The organism is Pokkaliibacter plantistimulans (assembly GCF_003194385.1).
In the GTDB taxonomy this organism is placed as follows: Bacteria; Pseudomonadota; Gammaproteobacteria; order Pseudomonadales; family Balneatricaceae; genus Pokkaliibacter; species Pokkaliibacter plantistimulans.
Window position 1 is genome coordinate 23,507 of record NZ_LAPT01000011.1, and the last position, 8,391, is coordinate 31,897.

Annotated in this window: 7 protein-coding genes; all 7 read right to left on the reverse strand. The window is 58.9% G+C overall.

Annotation, left to right across the window (positions count from 1 at the left end; genetic code table 11):
* Positions 1-1,092, reverse strand: a complete 1,092-nt coding sequence (locus WH50_RS03280) for an efflux RND transporter periplasmic adaptor subunit (protein ID WP_165838288.1) — start codon at positions 1,090-1,092, stop codon at positions 1-3.
* Between the two features lie 241 nt (positions 1,093-1,333).
* On the reverse strand, positions 1,334-2,923 hold the full coding sequence (locus WH50_RS03285; protein WP_110186012.1) for a sensor domain-containing diguanylate cyclase: 1,590 nt from the start codon (positions 2,921-2,923) through the stop codon (positions 1,334-1,336).
* Between the two features lie 6 nt (positions 2,924-2,929).
* Complete coding sequence (locus WH50_RS03290; RefSeq protein ID WP_110186013.1) at positions 2,930-3,466, reverse strand: putative pterin-binding protein; 537 nt, start codon at positions 3,464-3,466, stop codon at positions 2,930-2,932.
* A gap of 359 nt (positions 3,467-3,825) precedes the next feature.
* Positions 3,826-4,521 (reverse strand): urea ABC transporter ATP-binding subunit UrtE, encoded by a 696-nt coding sequence (gene urtE, locus WH50_RS03295; RefSeq protein WP_110186014.1) that lies wholly within the window; start codon positions 4,519-4,521, stop codon positions 3,826-3,828.
* An 11-nt stretch (positions 4,522-4,532) separates the two neighbouring features.
* Positions 4,533-5,393, reverse strand: a complete 861-nt coding sequence (gene urtD, locus WH50_RS03300; RefSeq protein WP_207780159.1) for an urea ABC transporter ATP-binding protein UrtD — start codon at positions 5,391-5,393, stop codon at positions 4,533-4,535.
* 2 nt (positions 5,394-5,395) lie between these two features.
* Complete coding sequence (gene urtC, locus WH50_RS03305) at positions 5,396-6,535, reverse strand: urea ABC transporter permease subunit UrtC (RefSeq protein WP_110186015.1); 1,140 nt, start codon at positions 6,533-6,535, stop codon at positions 5,396-5,398.
* 2 nt (positions 6,536-6,537) lie between these two features.
* Positions 6,538-8,157, reverse strand: a complete 1,620-nt coding sequence (gene urtB / locus WH50_RS03310; RefSeq protein ID WP_341476820.1) for an urea ABC transporter permease subunit UrtB — start codon at positions 8,155-8,157, stop codon at positions 6,538-6,540.
* Positions 8,158-8,391 lie beyond the last annotated feature (234 nt).

Below are 8,391 nucleotides of genomic sequence, written 5' to 3' on the forward strand. Positions count from 1 at the left end.
TCAGCCTCCCTGTGAGGTCAGAGTGGTAACAGCGACAGGCTCTATGGGGTCGCCTGCACTGACGAAGCCCTGACCTGTGCTGATGACGTCCACCTCGTCGGGCAGACCACTCAGCCACACTCCGTCTTCGGCGGTACGCACGATGCTGACCGGATACTCCGCTACCTGCTGACGGGCATCCACAGCCTTGATCACCAGTTGATTGCGGCTGTTCAGACTGAGTAATGCAGGGGAGAGCAAATGCGCCCTGACGCTGGCGACAGGCAACTGCAACGTTGCCGACATGCCAATCAGACGCTGGTGTTCGGGGTTAGCAACGCTGACTTCGACCCGATAGCTGCGACTGCCACTTTCAGCTTCTGTGGCGATATAGCTGAGTTGCCCTTGCAACTCGCGACCGTCGAGCAGTCGGGCGGAGGCCGCTTGGCCCAGATGCAGGCTGGGCAGATGGTTTTGCGGCACCATCGCCGTGACCTTGACTTCAGAGTCATCCACCAGCGTGGCGACAGCATCGCCGCGGTCGAGAAAGTCACCCACTTCCAGTGGGCGCTGATCAAGAATACCGTCGATGGGAGCACTGATGCGGGTATGGGCAATATCCTGCACGCTGCTGGCCAGGCTGGCACGGGCGGCTGCCAGTTGGGCGCGCAGTTCCATCAGCCGGGTATCTGCCTGTAAGCCTTTCTGCTTCAGGGTTTCGGCTGCCTTAAGCTCATATTCGTACTGGCGCACCTGAGCTTCGGCCTGTTGCCGCTGTGCTTCCCGTTCGTTCAGCTCCAGTGCTACCAGCAAGGTGCCGCTGCCGACCCGGCTGCCGCGGGCAATGGGCAGCTCTTTGACCCGGCCACTGGTCTCGGCTTTCAGGCGCACCACCCGGCGGGCCTCTACCTGACCCTGAATAATGACGTTGCGGGTGATGCTCTGAGCTGCTGAGTGCAGCACTTCCACCCTGACGGGAGCAGAGGAGGCGGGGGCATCGGCTTGCTGTGGCGCGGGAGGCTCAGTGGCGGCGGTGACGACTTCCCCACCGCTGACCAGCCAAACGGCCAGGCAAATCACTAACAGCACGGCTATCCATGTGGCGCTTTTCATCAGTGACATCTCTTGTTTTTAGGGCTGGGTGTCTGTCTGCAAGGCAGGCAGAATCTGCGTTGAGGGGCGGCAGACCGCGTAAACCCACGACAGCCATAGCAGACTGATCGTGCAGATTAGGCACAGAATTAGGCAGCAATACGCAAGTTTACAGACCGGCGGTCAGTTTAGGAGTTATGTAAAGAATTGGAAAGGACGGTTATGTAACCACCGCACTGGCAGCATGAGCCGCCCGGCGGGGTTAGTCAGACCAGACAGCCACCCGGTTGCGGCCCATGGCTTTGGCCTGATAGAGGGAGGTATCGGCGCGCTCCAGCAGCTCTTCGATACTCATGGACGGGCGATAGAAGGCGGCACCGACGCTGACTGTCAGATACAGGGTGTAATCCTGAATGGTCATGGGGCGGGTTTCGATGCGCTGGCGCAAGGCTTCCATCAGGCTGAAGATGTCTTCGTTGGTGCTGATGGGCATCAGCAGCGCGAACTTCTCGCCGTTGATGCGTCCGAGGATTTCCCCTTTGCGCAGACCAGCCTGCAGGGTATGGGCTACGGACTGGATGGCCTGATCACCGATGGCATGGCCGTAATTGTCATTGATCTGTTTGAAGTGATCGATGTCGATCATCAGCAAGGCACAGAAGGCGGGTTGGGTACTGTTGACCAGCCAGCAGCGGGACTGCTGGATAAAGGAATGATGGTTGTGCAGCCCGGTGAGGGTATCGGTGCTGGCCAGCTTGACCAGTTCCTGCTCCATCGCCTTGCGCTGGCTGATGTCATAGCTCCAGATCAGGTAAGCCGGTTCCTGCTCGATATAGAGCACCCGTCCGGAGACTACGCCCCAGTAAGGATCGCGGATGCCGATGCGCATCTCCACTTCATCGATCAGCTGCTGGGACGACAGATTGCGGCAGAAGGTACGGCCTGCATCGGCGTCGGCAAAGAAGTGGTCGAGAGAAAAGGTCTGGTACGAGGTGCAGTTCAGACGCTGCAGCAGGCGTTCGTTGACGAAATGTACCTTGCCATCGGGATGAATCAGGATGACGTCGCTGGGGCTGGTTTCCAGAATCGCCTTGAGACGCTCCTCCCGCTCCAGTACATCATGAGCGCGCTCTTCCACCCGCAGCTCAAGAAAACTGTTCATTTCGCTGAGGCTGTCGCTCAGGCGACGTTCACGGAAAATGTAGCTGAGCAGATAGATCACCAGAGTCAAACCAGCGATGCCCAGGCCACCCACGGCCCAGGCCAGCTGAATAAACAGATCGCGATAGTGATAGCGCATGCTGTCGATCAGACTGGCTTGCGAGACGTTGGCGGTGCCCGCCAGATCGTTGATGTCATGCAGGAGTTTGGGCAGCTGCTGGCGGACATCGCCTGTCAGCTGATGTAACTGGCTGTCACTGAGGGGCGTGCTGCTGGAGGCTTGCTGATCCCAGTGGTTGATCTGATCCATCATATGCAGCAGCGTGCGTTGACTTTCGCCCTTTTCATCGGTGGCGAAGGCATCTTTCTGCAGGCTGTGCACGATATCCAGCAGACTGGCGACGACCTGCAACCGGATCGACAGCTTGTAGGGATCAAGCTGACCGGAGTCGACGCCTTCCAGCGTATTGGGCAGGTCGTTCAGTTCGTAATAGGCGCGATAAAGGTGCCAGATACCCCCTTTAACCAGCAGCTTGGGTTGCGCCAGAATGTCATTCTGTTCATTGACCAGCTTCAGGGCAGTGCCTGCCACCATGGCGCAGAAAATCGCCAGGGCAAGCACCGTCACCAACACCATCCGCTGGCGTCGATCCTTCAGCATCTCGACGAACAGCTGCCAGAGATACCGCATCGTTGATTACTCAGCGTCTACAACTATCTTTTCTACCTGCCATACCATGCGGGCATACACATCCTGATTACGCAGATTCGGCTTGTCATCCAATGGGTATATGACAATCAGCGGCCCATAGTTGCGCACCGCCATATAATTGCCATCGCGCTGATAGGCCACAATCGGGTCGTATTGAGTGATATCGTCAGCAGGAATCGGATGAGAATAATTGTTCAATGCAAATACGCTGATGCCTTTGTTTTTTTCATCAACCAGCTTCAGCACTTCACTGAGGGGAATACCACGCCACTGCGAGGAATGGTCGCTGTCGTTCAGGTTGGGGAAGAAGGCACCAATGGTTTTGGAAGGCATGGCTTCCAGCTGTTGCAGGGTGAGCACAACCGGCTCATGGTGGGCCGCAGTAATAGTCAACACCGGACGATCTGCGGGATAGGGCGCATCGCTGGCCTGTGCGCCTGACAGGCCAACGGCGGCTGAGAAAGCTACCAGAACGGTAGCAACGACGCGAAGCAGTGGTCGCGTAACTGCCTGACTGACCATGAGACATTCCTGAATAAGGTTAGAGTCCACGATGTGGACCAGGGAAATGCAAAGTGCATGCAAAATGCCGTGGTCTGATTCATCAGCAGGACTGATGAAAGAAGCAGCAGCACTCAGTCATGTAAAAGTCTCAGTATTATGGATCAAAGCCGGGGAAATTCGAAAGCGCCGGGGCGTTTTGTAGAAAAATTACTTTCTTTGTCGTGATAGACACACCCAAAGGCGCCGTCAATCAGGGCATAAATGTATTTCCCGTTATGTTGTGTGTGTATGTCTATCTCCCTGCGTGTAAGTGCTTGGCTTTATTCATAAAAGTACCGGGCTGAGGTTGCTGTGGCAGCGACACATACCCATCTACTTCAGACACTCAGATACTCTTTCACCACGGCGTCGGTCAGCTCGGCCATCGGCCCCTGCGCCACCAGCTGGCCCTTGTCGAGCAGGCGGAAATCACTGCCCACCCGACGCGCAAAAGGCAGCTTTTGTTCCACCAGCAGCACGGTCAGCCCTTCCTGCTGATTGAGGGTGCGGATCACTTCACCAATTTCTCGCACGATATTGGGCTGAATGCCCTCGGTAGGTTCATCCAGGATCAGCATCTTGGGTTCCAGCACCAGCGCACGGCCAATGGCCAGCTGTTGCTGCTGGCCGCCGGACAGGTCGCCCCCGCGGCGATGACGCATCTCCTTCAGTACCGGGAACAGCTGATAGATCTTGTCGGGGATCTTCCTGCTGCGATCCTTGCGCGCGCCGAGGGAAATCTGCAGGTTTTCCTCCACGGTCAGCATCGGGAAGATTTCCCGCCCCTGCGGCACGTAGCCGATGCCCGCACAGGCGCGGGCTTCGGTACTAAGGCTGTTGACCGGCTGACCGTCAAACTCGATCTGCCCTGAGCGTATCGGTAACAGGCCCATGACGGCCTTCAGCAGGGTGGTCTTGCCGACACCGTTGCGGCCCATCAGGCAGACGCAGCCGCCTTTGGGAATACTCAGCGACAGATCCCAGAGGGTATGGCTTTCACCGTAGAACTGATTTACTGCGTTGACCTCTAGCATGGCTGAATCCCTTATTCCCCCAGATAGACTTCAATAACCTTCGGATCGTTCTGGATCTTGTCCATCGACCCTTCGGCCAGTACCGAGCCCTGATGCAGCACCGTGACAGTGCGGGCGATGGAGCGCACAAAGGCCATGTCATGCTCGACCACAATGACGGCATGGCGCCCGGCCAGCGAGGTCAGCAGTTCGGCGGTGCGCTCGGTTTCCTCGCCGGTCATCCCGGCTACCGGTTCATCCACCAGCAGGATGCGGGGGTTCTGCATCAGCAGCATGCCGATCTCCAGCCATTGCTTCTGCCCGTGCGACAGGGCGCCCGCCTGCTGTCTGGCCTGTGCGGTGAGGCGGATCAGGTGCAGTACTTCGGCAATACGGTCGCGCTGCTCACCGTTGAGTGTGTGCAGCAGGCAGGACCAGACGCCTTTATTGGACGCCATCGCCAGTTCCAGATTGTCGTAGACGCTGAGGGTTTCCAGTACGGTCGGCTTCTGGAATTTGCGGCCGATACCGCCGCGGGCAATTTCGTGTTCCTGCAGTGCCAGCAGATTGATGGTCTGACCGAAATACACCTGACCCTGATCAGGTCGGGTCTTGCCGGTGATGACATCCATCATGGTGGTCTTGCCTGCGCCATTCGGGCCGATGATGCAGCGCAGTTCGCCGTCGTTGATATACAGCGACAGGTTATTCAGCGCTTTGAAGCCGTCAAAGCTGACGCTCACCCCTTCCACATAGAGAATCGGCCCTTTGCGGGTATCCACCGGCTGATCGAACGCTGGCCTCGGCTGCATGAACTCGAACACCCGGTCACGGGGATAACTGGCCCGCGCCCGCTCCAGCAGACTGGCGGGTTTTTCCAGCACACTCGACATACTCATGATGCATACTCCTGTTGCTGGGGCAGGCCGCTGAGAGCAGCCTTGGGCGTCCGCCGCCATTTACGCTGACCGGCCAGCCCGACCAGCCCTTTGGGCAGGAACAGGGTAACCAGTACGAACAGAGCGCCGAGCGCAAACAGCCAGGCTTCGGGATAGAGCGAGGTAAACCAGGTCTTGGCGTAGTTGACGCTGAAGGCACCGGCGATAGCGCCGAATAATGTTGCCCGCCCACCGACCGCCACCCAGACCACCAGTTCAATGGAGTTCAGCGGTGAAAACTCACCGGGATTGATGATCCCCACCTGAGGCACGAACAGTGCACCGGCAATCCCTGCCAGCATCGCCGACAGCACGAACAGCCAGAGCTTGAAGTGCTCAACCTGATAGCCGGAGAAACGGGTACGGCTTTCGGCATCACGGATGGCGACAATCACCCGCCCCAGACGTGAGGTGACGACCAGGCGGCAGAGCAGATAACCGAGCATCAGCGCCAGTACCGAAGCGATAAACAGGCCGATGCGGGTGGTGTCGGCCTGTACCGGAAAACCGAGGATATCCTTGAAGTCCGTCAGACCGTTGTTGCCGCCAAAGCCTGCCTCGTTGCGGAAGAAGGTCAGCAGCAGGGCATAGGTCAGCGCCTGCGTGATGATGGACAGATAGACACCGGTCACCCGTGAGCGGAACGCCAGCCAGCCGAACACCAGCGCCAGCAGGCCGGGCACCAGCACCACCATCAGCATGGCAAACCAGAACATGTCGAAGCCATGCCAGTACCAGGGCAGATGATCCCAGTTGAGGAAGACCATGAAGTCCGGCAGCTCGGGGTTGCCGTAGACGCCGCGGTCGCCGATCTGCCGCATCAGGTACATGCCCATGCAATAGCCGCCGAGGGCAAAGAAAGCGCCGTGACCAAGAGACAGGATGCCGCAGTAGCCCCAGATCAGGTCCAGCGACAGAGCCAGCAGGGCGTAACACAGATACTTGCCGAGCAGGGTGACGTTATAGGTCGACAGATGCCAGACCGAGGTGTCACTAACGCCCAGACTCAGCAGCGGTACGACCACCAGCAGGGCCAGCAGTACCAGCAGAACGATCTGACCGCCCCGATCATTTTCCAACAGACGACGTATCAGCATGATCAGGCCTCCGCTGCCCGGCCTTTCTGCGGGAACAGTCCGCGTGGCCGTTTCTGGATAAACAGAATGATGAACACCAGTGCCAGAATCTTGGCCAGCACCGCGCCGGAATAGGGTTCAAGGAACTTGTTGACGACCCCAAGGCCCATGGCGCCTACCAGGGTGCCCCAGAGATTGCCGACACCACCGAACACCACCACCATGAAGGAGTCGATGATGTAGGCCTGACCGAGGTTGGGGCCAACGTTGGTGAGCTGCGACAGGGCCACACCGGCGACCCCGGCGATACCGGCACCGAGGCCGAAGGTTAGCGCATCAACACGGTTGGCGCGTACGCCAACCGCCCGCGCCATGGCCCGGTTCTGTGATACCGCCCGGACCTTGAGGCCGAGGCTGGTGCGCTTCAGGACCAGCATCAGGGCGAAGAACACGATCAGGGCGAAAATCAGGATATACAGGCGGTTATAGGTCAGGGACAGGATCGGGTTGATCTGCCACGAGCCACTCATCCAGTCGGGCGTGGTCACCGCCCGGTTCAGCGGCGAGAACAGGCTGCGCACGGCCTGCTGCAGAATCAGGCTGATGCCGAAAGTCGCCAGCAGGGTTTCCAGCGGGCGGCCATAGAGGAAACGGATGACACAGCGCTCAATGGCGATACCGACCAGCCCGGACACCACGAAGGCGGCGGGAATGGCGACCAGAATGCTGATGCCAATATGGTTGGGCATCAGCTGCTGCACCACCCAGGTGGTGTAGGCGCCAATCATGATCAGCTCGCCATGGGCCATGTTGATCACCCCCATGACGCCGAAGGTGATAGCCAGCCCGACGGCGGCCAGCAACAGCACTGAACCGAGGCTCAGGCCGAAGAAAATGTTCTGCAGCAGCAGGTTGAAATCAATCTTGCTCTGGATGGAGGTAAGCGCGCTGGCGGCAGCCTGCCTGACTTCGGCATCGCTGTCCTGCTGGGCCACGCCGTCCAGTCGGGCGCGCACTTCGGGCGACAGAGAACCCCGCAGCGTGTCGACGGCCAGCAGACGCAGCGCCTTGTCCGGGCTGCCGAGTTCCGCCACGGCAATGACATCACCCAGCACCGCTCTGACCTGCTCATCGGTTTCCGCGGCGAAGGCTTTCTGCAGGCGTGGCAGCTGCTCTGCGGTTGAACCGGTGCTGAGCAGGCGCTGTGCCGCCTGCAGGCGCTCACCTGCGTCTTTTGACAGCAGGCTCATAAAGGCCAGCAGGTCGCGCAGCTGGCCACGCAAGGCATTGTTGACGATCAGTTTCTTGCCGTTGGCAGTAGCGACCACGCTGCCGCTCAGGGCATCGCTGTAGGTGGTGCCCTGCCTGATCAGCAGTTGGGCGGGGTTGTCTTTGCTGCTGTACAGCTCGCCCTCAAGAAAGGCGCTGAGCAGGGCGGCTGCCCGTGGATCCTGAGTCTGTGCCAGTTGTTCCACCAGCTCGCCTTTCTGCTTGAAGCTGGCCGCGGCCAGCTGACTGGCCAGCGTGTCAAACTCGTTGGCCTGGGTGTCAGACTCGCTGGCCCGTGCCAGCGTGGTCATGCTCCACAGCATCAGCGCGAGCAGGCCGGTAAGCCAATACCTTACTGGGTTTGATCTGTTCACAATCCTGTCTGCCTGTCTTGCGGGTGGATAATGGGGGCTGTCCCTGCCGGGTAGCTGTCCTTTCCGGGTAGCTGTCCCTTCCGGGAGGAAACGCACTTTTACCTGATACAGATGTGCAGCGTGTGGCTGCCCTCTCTCAGGGAGAGAGGGACGTGTGTAGCGCCTGCGTGTCGGCTTAACAGGTCGTTGAAAATCTATCTGTGTTGCCGAATACCGCGTCAAAAACAGGCTCAA